This window comes from Paenibacillus oryzisoli, assembly GCF_001653565.1.
Classification (GTDB): Bacteria; Bacillota; Bacilli; order Paenibacillales; family NBRC-103111; genus Paenibacillus_E; species Paenibacillus_E oryzisoli.
Window position 1 is genome coordinate 1 of the sequence record NZ_LYPB01000097.1, and the last position, 16,292, is coordinate 16,292.

Annotated in this window: 14 protein-coding genes, 9 tRNA genes and 1 riboswitch; all 23 genes read left to right on the forward strand. The window is 48.5% G+C overall.

Annotation, left to right across the window (positions count from 1 at the left end; genetic code table 11):
- A tRNA-Leu gene (locus tag A8708_RS34495) sits at nucleotides 1-79 on the forward strand.
- 153 nt (nucleotides 80-232) lie between these two features.
- The gene (locus A8708_RS34500) at nucleotides 233-484 is read left to right on the forward strand and encodes a DUF1450 domain-containing protein (protein WP_068671609.1); all 252 of its coding nucleotides are present in this window, start codon (nucleotides 233-235) and stop codon (nucleotides 482-484) included.
- Between the two features lie 113 nt (nucleotides 485-597).
- The gene (locus A8708_RS34505) at nucleotides 598-1,107 is read left to right on the forward strand and encodes a ferritin (RefSeq protein WP_056620645.1); all 510 of its coding nucleotides are present in this window, start codon (nucleotides 598-600) and stop codon (nucleotides 1,105-1,107) included.
- 130 nt (nucleotides 1,108-1,237) lie between these two features.
- A complete protein-coding gene (locus A8708_RS34510; protein WP_068671611.1) occupies nucleotides 1,238-1,864 on the forward strand; it encodes a GyrI-like domain-containing protein in 627 nt (208 codons plus the stop codon).
- 51 nt (nucleotides 1,865-1,915) lie between these two features.
- A complete protein-coding gene (locus A8708_RS34515; RefSeq protein ID WP_068671613.1) occupies nucleotides 1,916-2,371 on the forward strand; it encodes a hypothetical protein in 456 nt (151 codons plus the stop codon).
- 27 nt (nucleotides 2,372-2,398) lie between these two features.
- Nucleotides 2,399-3,097: an AIM24 family protein gene (locus A8708_RS34520; RefSeq protein WP_082928004.1), complete on the forward strand. Its 699-nt coding sequence runs from the start codon at nucleotides 2,399-2,401 to the stop codon at nucleotides 3,095-3,097.
- Between the two features lie 100 nt (nucleotides 3,098-3,197).
- A tRNA-Gly gene (locus A8708_RS34525) sits at nucleotides 3,198-3,272 on the forward strand.
- Between the two features lie 28 nt (nucleotides 3,273-3,300).
- A tRNA-Met gene (locus A8708_RS34530) sits at nucleotides 3,301-3,377 on the forward strand.
- A 7-nt stretch (nucleotides 3,378-3,384) separates the two neighbouring features.
- A tRNA-Lys gene (locus A8708_RS34535) sits at nucleotides 3,385-3,460 on the forward strand.
- Nucleotides 3,461-3,480: 20 nt separating this feature from the next.
- Nucleotides 3,481-3,560 (forward strand) — tRNA-Leu (locus tag A8708_RS34540).
- A 43-nt stretch (nucleotides 3,561-3,603) separates the two neighbouring features.
- Nucleotides 3,604-3,678, forward strand: a tRNA-Gly gene (locus tag A8708_RS34545).
- 9 nt (nucleotides 3,679-3,687) lie between these two features.
- A tRNA-Arg gene (locus tag A8708_RS34550) sits at nucleotides 3,688-3,764 on the forward strand.
- Nucleotides 3,765-3,784: 20 nt separating this feature from the next.
- Nucleotides 3,785-3,861 (forward strand) — tRNA-Pro (locus tag A8708_RS34555).
- Nucleotides 3,862-3,880: 19 nt separating this feature from the next.
- Nucleotides 3,881-3,951 (forward strand) — tRNA-Gly (locus tag A8708_RS34560).
- Between the two features lie 436 nt (nucleotides 3,952-4,387).
- The gene (locus tag A8708_RS34565) at nucleotides 4,388-5,335 is read left to right on the forward strand and encodes an acetylxylan esterase (RefSeq protein WP_068663550.1); all 948 of its coding nucleotides are present in this window, start codon (nucleotides 4,388-4,390) and stop codon (nucleotides 5,333-5,335) included.
- 183 nt (nucleotides 5,336-5,518) lie between these two features.
- Nucleotides 5,519-6,034 carry a GNAT family N-acetyltransferase gene (locus A8708_RS34570; protein ID WP_068663549.1) on the forward strand — a complete coding sequence of 172 codons (516 nt, stop codon included), beginning with the start codon at nucleotides 5,519-5,521 and terminating at the stop codon, nucleotides 6,032-6,034.
- A 95-nt stretch (nucleotides 6,035-6,129) separates the two neighbouring features.
- Nucleotides 6,130-6,296, forward strand: a riboswitch (cyclic di-AMP (ydaO/yuaA leader).
- Nucleotides 6,297-6,300: 4 nt separating this feature from the next.
- A complete protein-coding gene (locus A8708_RS34575; protein WP_068663548.1) occupies nucleotides 6,301-7,197 on the forward strand; it encodes a C40 family peptidase in 897 nt (298 codons plus the stop codon).
- 183 nt (nucleotides 7,198-7,380) lie between these two features.
- Nucleotides 7,381-8,040, forward strand: coding sequence for a hypothetical protein (locus tag A8708_RS34580; RefSeq protein WP_068663547.1), 660 nt, complete (start codon nucleotides 7,381-7,383; stop codon nucleotides 8,038-8,040).
- A 181-nt stretch (nucleotides 8,041-8,221) separates the two neighbouring features.
- Nucleotides 8,222-8,755 carry a spore protease YyaC gene (yyaC, locus tag A8708_RS34585; protein WP_068663546.1) on the forward strand — a complete coding sequence of 178 codons (534 nt, stop codon included), beginning with the start codon at nucleotides 8,222-8,224 and terminating at the stop codon, nucleotides 8,753-8,755.
- A gap of 69 nt (nucleotides 8,756-8,824) precedes the next feature.
- A complete protein-coding gene (locus A8708_RS36715; RefSeq protein WP_239696636.1) occupies nucleotides 8,825-11,344 on the forward strand; it encodes an ABC transporter transmembrane domain-containing protein in 2,520 nt (839 codons plus the stop codon).
- A 323-nt stretch (nucleotides 11,345-11,667) separates the two neighbouring features.
- Complete coding sequence (locus A8708_RS34595) at nucleotides 11,668-12,867, forward strand: MFS transporter (RefSeq protein ID WP_068671615.1); 1,200 nt, start codon at nucleotides 11,668-11,670, stop codon at nucleotides 12,865-12,867.
- A gap of 71 nt (nucleotides 12,868-12,938) precedes the next feature.
- Nucleotides 12,939-13,817 (forward strand): aldo/keto reductase, encoded by an 879-nt coding sequence (locus tag A8708_RS34600; RefSeq protein WP_068671617.1) that lies wholly within the window; start codon nucleotides 12,939-12,941, stop codon nucleotides 13,815-13,817.
- 122 nt (nucleotides 13,818-13,939) lie between these two features.
- Complete coding sequence (locus A8708_RS34605) at nucleotides 13,940-15,943, forward strand: transglycosylase domain-containing protein (RefSeq protein ID WP_068671619.1); 2,004 nt, start codon at nucleotides 13,940-13,942, stop codon at nucleotides 15,941-15,943.
- The last annotated feature ends 349 nt before the right edge of the window (nucleotides 15,944-16,292 follow it).

Consider the following 16,292-nt stretch of genomic DNA (forward strand, 5'->3'; position numbering starts at 1 on the left):
CGCGTATGGCGGAATTGGCAGACGCACTAGACTTAGGATCTAGCGGGCGACCGTGGGGGTTCAAGTCCCTCTACGCGCATCCAAACCAAGAGAGCTTTCTTTCATCCTTAACGGGATTGAAGAAAGCTCTTTTTTTGCGTACAAGTTTCTTTAAAATATGGTTGACATTGATTATTATTATCACTAATATCAAGAGTAGTGATTGACGTGAATTGGCGGGAGGAGATCGCAGATGAAAACGATTAAATACTGCTGCAGAAATGAGAAATTCGGATCCAAACAAATATATAAATCCATTAAGAATGAATTCCCTGGTTTGAAGCAGAAGAAGAAAGACTGCCTCGGCAACTGCAGACATTGCAAGAAAGAATGTATCGCTATGATTGGGAAGAAGAAGCTGCTTTGTGCGGAGTCACCCGACCATTTATATGCTCAGATTAAGGAAATTATCTCGGCATCCAAGGTCAAAGGTGTGACGGCTTGAACCTAAATTTGCTAAAATTGCTACTTCCGTTTGTATTTGTATGCACAATTCTGTTAATCTTGTATGTATGGGGAATACGCAAGAGATAACCATACAGAAAGGTGTGTGCACAGATGCTAAACGATACACTAACAGAAGCACTCAATGAGCAGATGAATTATGAGTTTTATTCCGCGCACGTCTACTTAGCTATTGCTGGTTATTGCGCTGCGGAAAGCTTGGATGGATTTTCGAACTTTTTTAAGGTACAAGCAGAAGAAGAGAAGTTCCATGCCATGAAGATTTTTAAATTTATTAATGACCGTGGAAAAAAAGTCAGCTTTGCTGGTATGAACACGCCTGTGAATCAGTACGAATCGATTTTGGATGCCTTTGAACATGCTTACCTGCATGAGCAAGAAGTAACGAAACGGATTTATCATCTATCCGATTTGGCATTGAACGATAGAGAGCATGCAACTATGCAGTTCTTGAAATGGTTCATTGACGAGCAGGTTGAAGAGGAAGCGATGTTCGATAGCATTATCAACAAGTTGAAACGTATCGATAAAGATAGCAATGCGTTCTATATGTTGGATGCGGAATTTGCACAACGTTCTTTCACGCCGCCGGCTGCGGAATAATTACATACCCTATTCATGAGACAGAAACTTACTTATTTCGCAATCTGCGAAAGGTAAGTTTTTTCTGTTTGTTGACATACAGTTGTCAGTGGTTATTTTATATAGTGAGAAAAAAGAAAGGAAGTGCATCATGGACAAATTAGATTTAGCCAAGGCTTATAAAACGTATTACACAGCTCGAACTAAGCCGCAAATCGTTGAGTTTGAACCGATATCTTATGTCACGATTGCTGGGAAAGGGGACCCCAATGGTACCACCTTCGCTAACGCAACAGAAGCGCTGTATACAGTCGCATACGGTGTTAAGGGGAAGTGCAAGAAGGCAGAGCAAGACTTCACTGTACCGAAGCTAGAAGGGCAATGGTGGGTCGATGGTGATCCTAGAACAGCGTTAGAGGTGCCAAGAGAGCAGTGGCATTGGAAACTGCTCATACGGATGCCGGTGTTTGTAACAGCGGAGCTCGTGGAGGAAGCACGTCGTGGTGCACTGGTGAAAAAGAAGGAGCTTAAGGTTATTGCGGATGTGGGGTATGAAACTCTGCATGAGGGACTCTGCGTTCAGATGCTGCATGTGGGACCGTATGCGACAGAGCCGGAAACACTGGCACAGATGGAGCATTTCATATTGAAAGAGCAGCTCAGCTACCGTGGACTTCATCACGAGATTTACTTATCTGACCCGAGGAAGATTGATCCTGACAAATTGAAAACGATATTGCGATATCCCGTTCAAGCGATAGAAGTGGTGAAGGGGTGAATTTTGCTGTAAAATAGAAGATAATGTCGGGAACAATGGGAGTGAGTGCGGATGCGCATACGTAGAATGGCTGTAAGAGGACAAGCTGTGGTTGTCCTTGTGATCTTATTCAGTTTGTTGTATCCAGCACCTGCGGCCCATGCTTCTTGGTTAGATCGGATCAAAGATATTTATCAATTGCCAAGCAATGTAGAGCAAATCCAGAAGGATTACGAAGCTACGAAGCAGCAATTAGAGGAACAGAAGGATAAGTTATCTGAGGCTGTCAAGCAATCTCAAGAAATTCAGGATCGTCTCCTCAGCCAGAACGAGGCACTCAAGAAGGATAATGAACAATTGCAGGAACGTTTGAAGGCCATGGAACAAGTTGCTTTAGACAAAGATAAACGTAATCGTAAAATTACCTATATGGTCATTACGACAGCGGCATTAGTTGTAGGCTACTTCTTGCTTGGACGTGTGTTTCGGTTCTTCGTATGGCAGAGAAGGAAGCGTGGAATGCGCTAGCAGCGATTGGCGAGGAGGTTGTGTGGTTTGGAGATCATCTACGAAAATGCAAGCTCACAAGCCAGGATGGCTACGCTGCAGCTTCTAAAGGGAGAAGCTGTGCATGTGCTGCATCCCAACCAAATTGTTGCGTTTCAGGGAAGACCAGAGCAGCGTGAAGATGCACTGATGAAACTACCTAGCATGTATAGGAAGAAAAGGCTGATTCAATCACGTATTCTTGGTCCCGGTCGTGTATTAATGGGGTTGCCAGAAGCGTATAGTTTGGCTGTCGTGCCCTTGGAAGCCAAAGACGATCTATTGTTTGAATTTCGTCATGTACTGTTCTATACGGAAGGTGTGACGTTTACAACGCATCTACAGAGTGTGAAGAATACCTTGATCACGCAAGATCTAGTTAAAATGCAGTTTCACGGACCTGGCAATTTAGGTTTGCTAACAGCCGGGCCAATCCACCACATGGCTCTGGATGCTGTGGAACCTCTGTATGTGGATGTTAGTTGTCTTGTTGCTTATCCGCGGCAGGCTAAGCTGCGCCTCTGTGTATACGGCAACACACTGGCAAGTCAGCATATGAACTATCACTGGGAAATCACAGGGCATGGTCATGTACTCATGCAGCCTTGTAAGCCTGATCCCAAATTGGATGAGCATATGAAATCGGATAGCTTACTGCGCCGCATAGCACGGGAAGTTCTGCCATTTGGCGGCGTTTTCATAAAATAATAAAAAAATACAAAAAAAAGTTGCATTTGTTTTGAATACCTGATATATTATTCCTTGTCGCCTCAGAGAATCACTTGATGAGCGAATGAGAATGTACCGTGCGGAAGTGGCTCAGCGGTAGAGCATCGCCTTGCCAAGGCGAGGGTCGCGGGTTCGATCCCCGTCTTCCGCTCCAAAGTTTNAACGGGAGCTTAAATCTATGACGCGGGGTGGAGCAGCCCGGTAGCTCGTCGGGCTCATAACCCGAAGGCCGCAGGTTCAAATCCTGCCCCCGCAACCAATGATTTGAGTCATTAGCTCAGTTGGTAGAGCACCTGACTTTTAATCAGGGTGTCGTAGGTTCGAATCCTACATGACTCACCATTATGCCTTATTTACAGCATGCGCGTATGGCGGAATTGGCAGACGCACTAGACTTAGGATCTAGCGGGTGACCGTGGGGGTTCAAGTCCCTCTACGCGCATCAATCATCCCCAAGTCGTATCATACGGCTTGGGGATCCCTATGCGGAAGTGGCTCAGCGGTAGAGCATCGCCTTGCCAAGGCGAGGGTCGCGGGTTCGATCCCCGTCTTCCGCTCCAAAGTTTTATGCGCCCTTAGCTCAGCTGGATAGAGTATTTGACTACGAATCAAAAGGTCGGGAGTTCGAATCTCTCAGGGCGCGCCATTTACACTTTATCTTCACTACGGGACGTAGCTCAGCTTGGTAGAGCACCTGCTTTGGGAGCAGGGGGTCGCATGTTCAAATCGTGTCGTCCCGACCAGTTTTAGTTTTTCTTATATGCGGGCGTAGTTTAATGGTAGAACTTCAGCCTTCCAAGCTGATCGCGCGGGTTCGATTCCCGCCGCCCGCTTACACAAGAAAGAGACGACCTTCGGGTGGTCTCTTTCTTCATTATTAGGGATTTGAACCTCTAGGTTTCAATGAGCAATAAACCTACTGCTCGTTATTTAACTGGATTTTCTCCATCTATTTGAAGGGTATTTCTTGAATTTGAAAGATTAAATGTATTTCTTGTAGTTGTATTCCTTCGATTTGCTGGATTCTTCAAATTACATAGGAAATAGATGTACATTATCCATCTAATCACGAAAATACGTCAGATTCGAGTAAATTAGCTGTAGTTTATACATCTAAACACGAATCTGGTGTCTTCTTGCGTTCGCAGGAGAGTGATAGAATTATCGGTGCAGAGTGTCGACGTTCCGTCTCATCTTCAAATTTTCCAATAGTCATCCTCGTATATCTAGGTTAAAATGGGAAAAACATGCAATGGGGGACTAACCGAAATGAACGCTATTGAAAATCGTATTCAGGGGTTACACAATTATCATGCGGAGTTAACGGCGACAGCTGATCTAGCTGCATTCTGGGAGCGCACATATGCAGAAGCTACGCAAGCAGTATCGTATACAAGAGAGACGGTGCCTTCATCTTTTGTACAAGCGGAAGTGAATAAGATTGTCTTGCAAGGGGCTGCGGAAACACCGATCCATGCTTGGTTGTTGCTGCCTAATGCAGAGAGTAAGTCGAAGAAGGTACCATGTATTGTTACATTCCCAGGCTATACGGGCTCCAAGGGTAGACCCGAGGATCATGCAGCATGGCTGCTTATGGGTTATGCGGTACTTGCCGTTGATGTACGCGGGCAGGGCGGCGATAGCGGTAACCTGCTGCCTCAGGAGACGGGTATGACGAGAGGATGGATTACACAGGGGATTCTCGACCCAGAGACGAGCTATTATCGTGCGGTTGCGATCGATTCCTTGCGTGCTGTACAATGCGCGTTAGGGCAGCCGGAGATCGACAGTGAGCGGGTATTCGTGTTCGGTGGAAGCCAAGGCGGCGGGCTGGCGCTACTCGTAACCGCGCTCGAGAAGCGCATTCGGGCAACGATTGCTCATGTCCCGAATCAATGTCACATGGATCTGGGTCTCTTGAATTCGGTTAGTTCGCTTAGTGAGGCAGCGGATTTCGTGACTCGTTTCCCGGAGTATCTGTCTCATGTACTGCGAACGGTTTCTTATTTTGACATCATGAATCTAGGTGATCGTATTGGGCAGCCTGTTCATGTTACGGTAGGGTTGAAGGATACGTGCTGCTTACCAGAAGCGATATTCGCTGCTTATAACCGAATTGAATCCCCAAATAAATCTATAGAAGTGTATCCCTTCATGGGGCATGCAACACCTCCTGGTTCCCATGCAGCTGCACATGCCTTTTTCTCAAAATGGTAAGGACAGAAACAAGGGCCATATAAAGTGTGCTAGACCCTACCTTTTCCGAGATCTCATGGATCTGCAAAGGTGGGGTCTTTGTGTGTGCGAAGGGTTGAGGTGATCGATCATTTCCGTACAAAGTAAGAAGCAGAACAGTTGGATAAGATAACCTATAGCTAACGTGAAGGGAGGTGTTGACGGATGAAGGTCACAGAGGAATCATTTGAAGAGGTATTTGAGCTAATGGAAGCCGCATTTCCAGATACGGAAATTAGGACGTATGAGGGCCAGCGGGCACTGCTAGCGCATCCTAACTACAGATTAGATATAGAGCGAGATGATCAGGGGCAATTGCTCGGCTTCCTAGCGAGTTGGAACTTTAGCACGTTTCGATTTGTGGAACACATTGCTGTGAATGGTGCCATCAGAGGTGGCGGGATTGGCAAGCGCATGCTGACGGCGTATATGAGCAGTGCAGGTACACCAATCGTACTTGAAGTCGAGCCTCCGACTACTTCAGATGCAACTCGGAGAATTGAATTCTATAAGCGCTGCGGGTTCCATTTGAACCTCTTTCCTTATGCGCAGCCTCCACTTCGAGAAGGGCAACCGAAATTGCCTCTCAACATCATGAGTTATCCTAACCCGATGACGGACAATGAGTTTAATCCCTGTAAACGGATCCTGTTTACCGAGGTGTATCGGCAGCTGCTCTGAGAAGAGTGGCTGTTTTCATGTGCTTACATAGAAAAGGAAACACTTACCATCTCGCAAAAGTTGTCAGGGCAAAACGAACTATGCTAGTCTAACATAGACAAAAAATGCCGAATCTCAGAGCATCGAAAGCTCTGGTACGGGGGACTTCTTTACTTGGGGTGAATGAATGCTCAGTTAGTCTGTCTATGGCTAATGGGGCGCACTAGGGAAAACCTCTTCCCGAACCCGTCAACTAACCTCGGAGGCTTCAAGGAGGCACAATCGTTTTGAAACTTTTTTCCAAAAGCTTTATTTGTTCATGCGCGCTTCTAGGCGCAGCTATTTCCCTATTCGCCGCTCCATCTGCACATGCCGCTGCCCCTGATACCTCTTCGGTGAAGGTTCAGGTCAATGATGACCTGGTGAAGTTCCCGGAAGATCAACCGTTTATTGATACGGATGGTAAACTTCAAGTGCCGCTGCGCGTGTTGTCGGAGAAGTTGGGTTATCAAGTGGGATGGGCGAAGCAAGGCGATGAAGTCGTCGTCACGCTGATGAACAAGCAACAGGCGATTCAACTCACTACAGACGATGAGCAAGCGATCGTGAATAGTAAGTTAGTTGCTTTAGAGAGTAGTCCAACGCTAGTTAAAGGGAGTACCTATGTCCCTCTACGTTTCGTGACAGAGACATTCGGATCTGCGATTGCGTGGAACGATGCGAATAAAGTCGCGATCGTGGAAGAGGATGGAAAGCCTCACAAGCCAGCTTGGATCGCACCCCCGCCAGTAGCCGCAGCGGCCCCAGTGGCCAAGGTCATTCAGCCATCTATTGCGGCTCAAATTATTCAAGCTGCTACGACTTTCAAAGGGACGCCATACCGGTGGGGAGGAACAACGCCTAAGGGCTTCGATTGCTCTGGATTCGTTCGTTATATATACGAGGCCAAAGGCATCGACCTGCCACGCACCTCCGTGCAAATGTACGATCAAGTGGGGGCGAGAGTGACGGATTTGCAAGAGGGAGACCTAGTCTTCTTTGCTTCTGGTATCGTCAATCATGTGGGCATTTACATTGGAAATAATCAATTCATTTCCTCAACAACGTCCGTTGGTGTAACAGTTGATAGTCTCGCTAGCTCCTATTGGGGCTCTAGATATGTAGGTGCCAAGCGCGTATTATAGGTTGTTATGAATGAAGTGCAAGCATGATGTATGAGAGCGTACGTTCGCTAAGTCTTTCTTGATAGAAAGCAAAGCGGCATATGCTCTTTTTTTTGCGCGGAATTGTGCGATTTTTATCGAATTTTTGAGGATTATAGCCTATAATGGAACAAGGATTGGAAGAAGGTGGGTGACGCGTGCGACATGCAAGTTAGTGTCTGGAAAAGCTGGTTTCATAAGATAAAATTGTCGGTCCGAACAGAACGCATGTACAACGTGGAAACAGGTCCTGCCATACCGGAAGACATTCGGTTTGTGATTACGCAATTTTTTCATACATATAACCATTTCAAAGGGGCAAGACAATTTCAAACGGATACTTTTATTAAAGAAGTATTTTATGCAACGAAGCAAGATCCGAGGGATCTGCGCTCTATTGATGAGATGGAAAGTTATATTCAGAGCAAGAATGTGAACCGGTTACGACTGAAATCTTATGTCATTGATGAATATTTACGCGTTGGTGAGAAGGTATGCATGATTGGTGTGACGCGGGAGTTCAGTAATGCGCATCGTAATCGAGTGCTTTATTTTATCATACAAGAAGAAGGTACTTGGCGGTTTCATCATATTGTGAGATCACATCATGGCAAAATTATTGAGAAATTTCAGGTAAAGGAACAGGTTGGATTCGTAGTGGGGGATGATAAGGTGGCGCTGCTCTTTCTTACACATGCTGATTCGGCCGATGCTTCTACGTTTATGTTAGGGGATTATGTTCACTCAGAAGGCTATCTAGAAGTGGAGCAAGAAGTCAGCGGTCAGCTCTATTATCGCATTGTTCGGATGAATCGCGTACATTAGGAAAGTTGTATCGTCAGATCTATAAGCGGCATGAATAGGCTTTGCTCGGTTGTCGAGTAACGCTTATTTGGTGTATGCGAAAGAGCTATGCAAGTGGACACAACCTACCTCCATATGAAAGAATGGAACTAAAGTGGATCAGGTGGAAGGTTAGGTGTACATGCCTGAAAGGGAGGCAAAGATGGAGAGGGAACCGATGGAGCTGCAGGAGCAGTTTTGGAAAAGAGTAGATGGCGAGCAGTTAGGACAGATTCTACAAACAATAGCCTTGAGCAGGGGGCTGGAGCCTAACCGTCTTGCTTTTGTATGTATAGGGACAGATCGCTCAACAGGCGATTCGCTGGGTCCACTTGTGGGAAGCAGGCTCGAGGAATGGGGCTATCCACACGTCATTGGTACGTTGGCAGCACCATGTGATGCTACGAATTTGGCCATACGTTTGCAAGAAATTCCACCGAATGTTGTTGTTATTGCGATCGATGCTTGTTTGGGGCGCAAACTGAGTGTGGGTCTGTACCAGTTATCGAACCAGCCTCTGGCTCCAGGCAAATCAGTAGGGAAAGATTTACCTCCCGTTGGCGATTATACGATTGCGGCGATCGTCAATGTGGATGGACCTAGACAGTATAATGTTCTGCAAACGACTTCGTTATATCGTGTTATGCAGATGGCTGAAGAAGTAATTCGTGCAATTGTTCATGCAATTCCTTTGTAGCTGAGGGGCAGCAAAGAGGAGAAAGATCGGAGTGATGGGTGAGTGATTGGAGCAGGTGGGCCAGGAGGAATGGGGCGGCTTTCCGACCGGAATCGTCCAAAGGCCAAGTTGAAGGATGTATCGATACGAAGGATTTTGTTATTGTTCAAAAGATATTGGGGACAGCTCTTGGTCATTATTGGCTTGGCACTGCTTGCGGCAGTGATGGGGTTGATCCCTCCTCTAGTTATGAAGGAAATTATTGATACGGCCATTCCACAAGGGCGTGTTCAGTTATTGTCTGTGATGGCGCTGCTGTTAATCGTGCTGCCGGTATTAAGCGGCGTAGTTGGCGTATGGCAAAACCATCTCAATACCAAAGTAACCCAAGGGGTTATCCGGGATTTGGGGCAATCGCTGTTTCACAATTTGCAGCGGCAATCGATGTCGTTCTTCACGGACGCGCGTTCTGGCGAAATTGTTCAGCGGATCACAGGGGATGTACAGTCTGTACAGAGTGTGGTTACGTCCATAGTCGTCTCTTCGATTACGCAGATCGTCATTGTTTTCACAACAATTGGGATATTGTTTGCGTTAGATTGGAAGCTGGCGATTATTTCGGTGCTTATTCTGCCTCTTTTCGTTTTGCCTGTAAAAAAGGTATCCAAGCTACGAAAGGACCTACGCATCGAAACACAAAAAGTGCGATCCGATATTACCTCGCAACTGAATGAGAATTTCGGCATATCAGGCGCGTTGTTGACGCGGATTTTTGGCAGAGAGAAGCAACAAGAGCAAGAATTCACAACGATGAACCAAAAGGTGATGGATCTTGAACTGCGGCTCAATCTAGTTGGCCGTTGGTTCGGAATGGCAACTAGTACGTTAGGGCCGTTAGGTACGGCTATTATTTATATCTATGGCGGCTATTCCGTCATTCAGGGTGATATGACTTTAGGCTCGATTGTCGCGTTTACGGCGTATTTGGGACGGCTGTATATGCCAGTAGGGACATTGCTGAATCTACATGTGGAGGTCGCGACAGCGCTGGGGGTATTTCAGCGGATTTTTGAGTATCAGGACATGGTACCTGACGTCATGGATGCTGATGGCGCGCGTCCGTTAGGCAAGGTGGCGGGGCATGTCCGATATAAGCAGGTGTCATTCGCTTATAAGGTTGGGGAGCAGAGGAGAGTGAGGGAGAGGGATGGACAGGAGAGTAGACGGAAGGAAGTAAGGGAGAGCGGGAAGACGGCTGAGCTTGGCGAGGGAGCCGAGAGAGGAAGACAGGTGAAGCAAAGCGAGGGAGCCGAGAGAGGAAGACAGGTGGAGCAAAGCGAGGGAACTGAGAGAGGGAACCGGGCTGAGCAAGGCGAGGGAGCAGACAGAGGAAGACAGGTGGAGCAAAGCGAGGGAACTGAGAGAGGGAAGCGGGCTGAGCAAAGCGAGGGAGCCGAGAGAGGAAGACAGGTGGAGCAAAGCGAGGGAGCCGAGAGAGGGAAACGGGCTGAGCAAGGCGAGGGAGCAGACAGAATAAGACAGGTGGAGCAAAGCGAGGGAACTGAGAGAGGGAGGCGGGCTGAGCAAAGCGAGGGAGCCGAGAGAGGGAAGCGGGCTGTGCAAGGCGAGGGAGCCGAGAGAGGAAGACAGGTGGAGCAAAGCGAGGGAACTGAGAGAGGGAAGCGGGTGGAGCTTGGCGAGGGAACTGAGAGAGGAAGACAGGTGGAGCAAAGCGAGGGAGCAGAGAGAGGGAACCGGGCTGAGCAAGGCGAGGGAGCCGAGAGAGGGAAGCGGGCTGAGCAAGGCGAGGGAGCCGAGAGAGGAAGACAGGTGGAGCAAAGCGAGGGAGCAGACAGAGGGAAGCGGGCTGAGCAAGGCAGGGAAAGGGAGAAGGTGCAGTATGCGCTGCGCGACATCACCTTTGAGGCGCAGCCTGGTGAGATGGTCGCGCTTGTTGGACCTAGCGGCGCCGGGAAGTCGACGCTGATCGGGATGATCGCGCGGCTGTATGATCCGACAGCCGGTGCTGTTGAAGTCGACGGCGTGAACGTCCGCGACGTGGAGTTGGCGTCACTGCGAGCGCAGATCGCGTATGTGACGCAGGAGTCTTTTCTGTTCCACGCGACGATTGGCGACAACCTGCGCTTCGCGCGGGAGGACGCAACGCGTGAGGAGATGGAGGCCGCTTGTCGGCAGGCCTACATCCACGATTTCATCATGTCGCTCCCCGAAGGGTACGACACGATGGTTGGAGAGCGCGGCCACCGGCTCTCCGGTGGCGAGCGCCAGCGGATCGCGATTGCTCGCGCGATCCTGAAGCGCCCGCGCATCCTCATCCTCGATGAGGCGACGTCGCACTTGGACTCGGAATCCGAGTCCTATGTGCAGGCGGCGCTCGAGGAGCTGATGCAAGGGCGCACGACGCTCGTGATCGCGCACCGGCTCTCCACGGTGCTGGCCGCCGATCACATTTTGGTGATCGAAGCGGGCAGTGTCGTGGAGCGGGGCACGCACAGCGAACTGCTCGCACTGGAAGGGCTTTATGCGCGGCTGTACAGCACTCAGTTCGCGAAGGCTGCCGAAGAGGCAGTGAAGGGCGGCTTAGGGTAGCCGCTGAAGCACAGGCAATAGCACCCGCAGAATAGGCGGGAACTCGAAAATAAGGCCCAAAAAGGGCCTTATTCCAGGACGAGGCAGCCTCGGCGAAGGGAATAGCGCCGAAAAAGGGCGCTATCTGTGTAAATCGCCCGCAGAATAGGCGGGAACTCGGAAATAAGGCCCAAAAAGGGCCTTATTCCAGGNATCCAGAAAGAAAGCATAGACTGTCAGCATTACGCTGACGTGTCTATGCTTTTTTTGTACACCCGTGTCTACTATTAACTGGGATTCAAGTATCTCTTGGTGTATAGTAGACAAGGAAGGAGGGCTACAAGATGGAACTACGCTGGAGACGGAATCTATTCATTTTATGGATTGGGGCATTCTTTTGCGCGATGGCGTATACACTCTCGATCCCGTTCATCCCTATATTTTTACAAGAGGACTTAGGTATACATAGCGGTTTGGAGGCATGGTCGGGAATCACGTTCTCGGTGAGCTTCCTTGCAAGTGCAGTAATCGCGCCTTATTGGGGTTCCTTAGCGGACAAATATGGCAGGAAACCGATGTTGCTTCGTTCAGGGCTAAGCTTAAGTGCGGTCTATTTTCTTAATTATTTCGTAAATGATCCGTATACGTTTATTGTTGTTCGTGTTCTGCAAGGACTTATGGCGGGTTATATCCCCGCATCGATGGCACTAGTGAGTACGAACACACCAGAGAAACATGTTGGTTATGCTCTGAGTGTTATGTCAACGGCGACGGCGGCTGGGAGCATTCTAGGACCTTTGTTCGGAGGCATACTCAGCCACTGGGTCGGGACGAGAGAATGTTTCTTGGCCTCTGGGTTTGTGGTACTCATCTCTGCAGTGATCGCTGTAGTGGGCGTGAAGGAAGTCCACCACAAGAAGGCGGGGGCACGCCCGAGTGTGCTTCAGGATATTAAGCAAGCGACTGCTAATAAGCAGTTGTTATCGATTTTTGGATTAACTCTATTAGTGGCAACTTCGGTGATGATTTTGGAACCGCTTTTAACGATCTACGTGGTTCAAATTGGCGGAAGCGCCAAGGGAGCATCCTTGAGTTCAGGCATTATTTTCTCTGCTGCCGGTGTGGCGACTGTTATCATGGGCTCAAGATGGGGCATTATCGGCCAACGAATCGGCTATGACAAAACGCTGCTTATAGGCTTAATCGGGGGCGGTATCGGAAATTTGCTGCAATTGGCGGTACATAGTCTAATTGGCTTCGGTGTGCTTCGCTTTAGTTATGGATTATTCTTCGCGGCGGTGTATCCGGCCTTGAGCGCGCTTATTGTGAAAGCATCCGATGCTGACTTCCGAGGGAGAGCGATGAGTCTTAACCAAACGTCGAATCAACTGGGGATGATGGTCGGTCCATTAATAGGTGGATTCCTAGGTGGGCTAGTTGGGATTCATTCGGTATTTTTGCTAACAGGATGTGCGTTATTACTAGCAGCTGTCCTATTGCAGGTTAAACTTCGGAAGCAAACAAAACAGATAATGACAGACTGAGGTTTCAAGAGGCAAAGATTTGTGAATAAAGAGAATACATACAACTCAATGACAGAAGGAGCAAATCTAAGATGTTGAAGAGAACAGTAGGTCGATTAAATAGGGAAACCTCTGTATTGATGTTTGGCGCAGCTAGTCTTGGACAGGTCACGCAGGAAGAGGCAGAAGCTTCGATCGCATTCGCATTGGCGCATGGCGTAGATCATTTCGATACAGCGGCGAGCTATGGAGACGCAGAAGTACGGATGGGACCGACGATTAGCCGGGTGCGGAATGATATTTTTTTAGCTACCAAAACAGGGCAAAGAACGAAAGGGGAAGCGAAGGAAGAAATCTATCGCTCCCTGGAGAGAATGAAGGTCGATTCCGTAGACTTGCTGCAATTACATGCAGTGGGGTCGATGGAGGAATTGGATCTCTGCACGGCCAAGGGCGGATCGCTGGAAGCGGCATTAGAAGCGCAAAGCGAGGGCATTGTGAAGGAGATCGGGATCACAGGTCACGGGCATCAGGCACCAGCGGTTCAGTTGGAAGCGCTCAGGAGGTACCCTTTTGCCACCCTACTATTCCCATTGAACTACTATATGTATAGCCTACCGGAGTATCGTGAAGATGTAGATGCACTCATGGAAGCAGCGAGCAAGGAGCAGACGGCGATTCGGGTCATTAAGGCCATTGCAAAGGCACCTTGGATTGAAGGGGCAGAGCGGCCATATGCGACGTGGTATGAGCCTTTTGATCAGCAGGAGATTATCGATGCTTGTGTACACTTCGTGTTGTCATTCCCAAGCGTTTGTGGATTTGCGAGCGCGGGGGATGTGCATTTATTTCCCAAAATCGTGGATGCCGTAGAGCGCTATGGTTCAATGAGCAAGGAGGACATGGAGCGGATTCTGAGTGGGATTAGCGGGTATACGAGTGTTTTTGGAGCGCCGACGTCGATTGCTTAAGGATGTGGAGTCTTCAGCCTATGCATATGGGTTGAAGGCTTTTTTGTGTCTATTTGTGCACATACGACACTTAATGGAGCCCCCCTACGAATAGCTATGAAGGTACGATAGGGGGAATGAGGATGTTAAAAATAAAGGCAATACCTCGGCGCTTTTGGCAAGTTGGTGTTGGCATAGTCCTACTCGTGAGTGTGGTCATGACGTTAATGAGTTATATGTACATAAAAGGACTTGATGTGTCTCTGTTGAATCAGCCGCTTCCAGAAGCGTCCGTTGTGCTTGATAAGAATGGTCAAATTGCAGCCCAGTTGTCGGCGTCAAAGATTGATGCTGTCAGCTTGAAAGAAATCCCGCAGGTGTTGGTAGATGCCATTGTCGCGGTAGAGGATCGACGTTTCTATGAGCATAAGGGGGTGGACATGAAGTCCATTTTCCGTGCTGTAGCCCGAGATGTGCTCAAAGGAAGTTACTCTGAGGGGGCTAGTACAATCACGCAGCAGTTAGCTCGTAACATTTTCCTTACTGCAGATAAAACGGTCGGTCGAAAATTGCGGGAAGCGGCCTATGCCATCAAAATTGAGACTAGTTACAGCAAGGATGACATTCTGGAAATGTATTTGAATAAGATTTATTTCGGAGAGGGCAGTTGGGGTGTACAGGGTGCTGCGAAGACGTATTGGAATAAAAATGTGAGCGATATTACCTTGCCGGAAGCAGCGGTTTTGGCGGCATTGCCGAAGGCTCCAAGCCATTACTCCCCTTTTCAAAATGAAGAGCAAGCATTGGAAAGAAGGCATACGGTCCTTAAGTTGATGTTAAAAGAAGGTAAAATAACGCAGCAAGAATACGAGAAAGCGGATGCTTCAGCACTTGGGGCCGTGAAGACAGTCAATACAGATGAGGCTAAAGGGAGAAATCGGGCTTATGTGGATGCCGTCATGGATGAGGCTGTAACCCTCTACGGTTTCACAGAAGAACAATTGCTAACCGGCGGCTTGCGTATTACGACAGAGCTGGATCCTACAGTACAGCAAGCAGTCATAGATGTGATTAAGAATGATAGTCTCTTCTCAGAAAGCAAGTCAGATCAACTCATTCAGAGCGGAGCTGCTGTCGTCGACCAGAAATCAGGCGGTGTTAGAGCGCTAGCTGGTGGGCGCGGGGAGGGCGTGTTTCGAGGGTTCAACCGGGCTACCCAGTTGAGAAGACAGCCGGGATCTTCTTTTAAGCCAATTGCTGTGTATGGTCCTGCGTTGGAGATAGGGTATAAGCCGTCGTCTATGCTGTTTGATGGACCATTGAATATTGAAGGCTATCAACCGCAAGATTGGGATCACCAATCAAGGGGACAAGTATCGATGCAAGAGGCCATTACTTCATCCTGGAATATCCCAGCAGTTTGGCTGTTACATGAGATGGGTATCGACAATGGTTTGAAGTTTGCGAAGTCTTTGGGGATAACTCTACCAGCACAAGATCGGCAGTTGGGTATTGCACTTGGCGGGCTTTCTGAGGGAGTCTCTCCGCTGCAAATGGCGCAGGCTTTTAGTGCTTTCGCAGCGAAGGGGGTCTTACACCCAGCGCATCTCATCGCAAAGATCGAGACCAATGACGGACATGTGCTTGTGCAAGCGAAAGAGAAGGGACAATCGGTAATGCGTGCCGAAACAGCTACTACGATGACGGCGATGCTGCAAACGGCTGTAGCGCAGGGGACAGGGAAGAACGCGGCTATGAATCGTCCTGTAGCAGGTAAATCAGGTACGACGCAGCTGCCAGCGACGAAGGAGTTTGAGGGGATTGGCAGCGGAAGTGCCAAGGATGCATGGTTCGTTGGCTATACGCCGGAGTTGACGGCAGCGGTATGGGTTGGTTACGACCGAACGGATGCGACGCATTATTTAACAACCTCGGGTGGGGCAGTGCCTGCTGTATTATTTCGTGAGATGCTGAGCCGTGCGTTAGCACAAACACCTGTTGTCCCTTTTGACATTCCGATGAGTGTTGAAGTTCCTCAGAAGAGCCAGCAGTCGGAGGAACAGCCACATCCCCCAGGGAAGCCTGAGAAGGAGCCGCACAAGCCAGATGAACCAGGACGTGGACATGGTAAAGAGAAGAAGAAATGAATTTGGTAGGGCTTGATGATGTGTAACAAGCCGTTGCTGGTGAAGGGGGAGTAGGGGAAGAGAAGGAGTAGGAGAAGGAGTAGGAGTAGGAGTAGGAGTAAGAGTAAGAGTAAAAGTAAAAGTAAAAGTAAAAGTAAGAGCAGAATGTATGGGGGAGTTTCATACAACTGCTCTGCTCAAGGCGAATAGATGGATTTTATACAGCTAAATGCCGGGATTTTTCGAGTAAACGCAGAATAGATGGAGAATCTATAGGCCTGTTGATTATCCAAATATTGGAATGTTGGCAGGATAAATAACACCACTGGATAAGAACACCCTCCATTCTGGTGGCAATTCCTGTAATGAA

What these genes read in the sequence shown, in the direction of transcription:
- A8708_RS34500 (WP_068671609.1), top strand. Translation starts at nt 233, where the DNA reads ATGAAAACGATTAAATACTGCTGCAGAAATGAGAAATTCGGATCCAAA.
- A8708_RS34505 (WP_056620645.1), top strand. Translation starts at nt 598, where the DNA reads ATGCTAAACGATACACTAACAGAAGCACTCAATGAGCAGATGAATTAT.
- A8708_RS34510 (WP_068671611.1), top strand. Translation starts at nt 1,238, where the DNA reads ATGGACAAATTAGATTTAGCCAAGGCTTATAAAACGTATTACACAGCT.
- A8708_RS34515 (WP_068671613.1), top strand. Translation starts at nt 1,916, where the DNA reads ATGCGCATACGTAGAATGGCTGTAAGAGGACAAGCTGTGGTTGTCCTT.
- A8708_RS34565 (WP_068663550.1), top strand. Translation starts at nt 4,388, where the DNA reads ATGAACGCTATTGAAAATCGTATTCAGGGGTTACACAATTATCATGCG.
- A8708_RS34570 (WP_068663549.1), top strand. Translation starts at nt 5,519, where the DNA reads ATGAAGGTCACAGAGGAATCATTTGAAGAGGTATTTGAGCTAATGGAA.
- A8708_RS34580 (WP_068663547.1), top strand. Translation starts at nt 7,381, where the DNA reads ATGCAAGTTAGTGTCTGGAAAAGCTGGTTTCATAAGATAAAATTGTCG.
- yyaC (WP_068663546.1), top strand. Translation starts at nt 8,222, where the DNA reads ATGGAGAGGGAACCGATGGAGCTGCAGGAGCAGTTTTGGAAAAGAGTA.
- A8708_RS36715 (WP_239696636.1), top strand. Translation starts at nt 8,825, where the DNA reads ATGGGGCGGCTTTCCGACCGGAATCGTCCAAAGGCCAAGTTGAAGGAT.
- A8708_RS34595 (WP_068671615.1), top strand. Translation starts at nt 11,668, where the DNA reads ATGGAACTACGCTGGAGACGGAATCTATTCATTTTATGGATTGGGGCA.
- A8708_RS34600 (WP_068671617.1), top strand. Translation starts at nt 12,939, where the DNA reads ATGTTGAAGAGAACAGTAGGTCGATTAAATAGGGAAACCTCTGTATTG.
- A8708_RS34605 (WP_068671619.1), top strand. Translation starts at nt 13,940, where the DNA reads ATGTTAAAAATAAAGGCAATACCTCGGCGCTTTTGGCAAGTTGGTGTT.